1 protein-coding gene is annotated in these 1,268 nt (G+C 58.5%); it reads left to right on the forward strand.

Annotation, left to right across the window (positions count from 1 at the left end; all coding sequences use genetic code 11):
• Positions 1–60: 60 nt before the first annotated feature.
• A protein-coding gene (locus U5A57_RS41210; protein WP_321918075.1) for an IS3 family transposase occupies positions 61–1,235 on the forward strand; the annotation gives its coding sequence in 2 pieces (ribosomal slippage) (positions 61–322 and positions 322–1,235; 1,176 coding nt in all).
• Positions 1,236–1,268 lie beyond the last annotated feature (33 nt).

The following is a 1,268-nucleotide window of genomic DNA, read 5'->3' on the forward strand; positions in this document are numbered from 1 at the left end:
TGAGGGCGGCTGAAAAAAGTGGATGCCAACGTTTCGTAAAATAGAGGAACGGAGGCATAGATGAATCGAATCCCGAAAGCGGTCTACACGAAGGAATTTCGCGAAGAGTCAGTCAAGCTCGCACTGACGGAAGGCGTTGGCGTTTCGGAAGCAGCACGCCGGCTGTCGATCCCGATGAAGTCGCTGGCGAACTGGGTGTACGCCGCGAAGGCGGGCAAACTCGGCAAGGTTGGGCAACAGCAGAAGCCTCTGACTGAGTTGGAGATGGAGCTGAACCGGGTCAAACGGGAACTCGCCGAAGTGAAGATGGAGCGCGATTTGTTAAAAAAGTGCGCGGCCTACTTCGCGAAGGAGTCGCGGTGAAGTACGGCGTGATTGAGCAGATGCGACAGGACTATCCCGTGCCGCCGATGTGCCGGCTGCTGGGTGTGTCGACCAGCGGCTACTACGCGTGGCGCAAGCGGCCAGCGTCGTCCCGTGCGCAACAAGAACCCCGTCTGGAAGCAGAAGTCCTCGCCGCGCACCAGCGCACGCGCGAGACGTTCGGCGTTGAGCGACTGCAGAAAGATTTGCGGGAGCACGGTGTGAAGGTTGGCGTGCATCGCATCAAGCGATTGCGCAGAAAGCTTGGATTGCGTTGCAAGCAGAAACGCAAGTTCAAGGCGACGACCAATTCGAAGCACGACCTGCCTGTGGCACCGAACCTGCTGAACCAGGATTTCGCCGCAACTGCGCCAAATCAGGCCTGGTGTGGCGATATCACGTATATCGCGACCGATGAAGGCTGGCTGTACCTCGCCGGCTTGAAAGATCTGTTCAGCGGCGAACTGGTCGGCTACGCGATGGCCGAGCGCATGACGAAGCATCTGGTGATGCAGGCGCTGTTCCGTGCCGTTGCATCGCGCCGCCCGGCGCCCGGTCTGATCCATCACACGGACCGAGGGTCTCAATACTGCGCCCATGCCTATCAGGAGCTTGTTGGCCAGTTCCACATGCAGACATCAATGAGTAGACGAGGAAACTGCTTCGACAATGCACCGATCGAATCGTTTTGGGGCACGCTCAAAAGCGAGCTGGTCTATCATCGACGCTTCGCCACCCGCGAAGAGGCACGGCGAGCCATCAGCGAATACATCGAGATCTTCTACAACCGGCAGCGCACGCAAGCTCGGCTTGATTACCTGTCACCTGTAGCATTCACGCAGCGATACTACCTGAATCAGGTCGCTGCTTAACGCGTTGGCGTCCACGCGTTCCGACCGACCTCA

This window comes from Paraburkholderia sp. J11-2, from assembly GCF_905220185.1.
Taxonomy (GTDB): domain Bacteria; phylum Pseudomonadota; class Gammaproteobacteria; order Burkholderiales; family Burkholderiaceae; genus Paraburkholderia.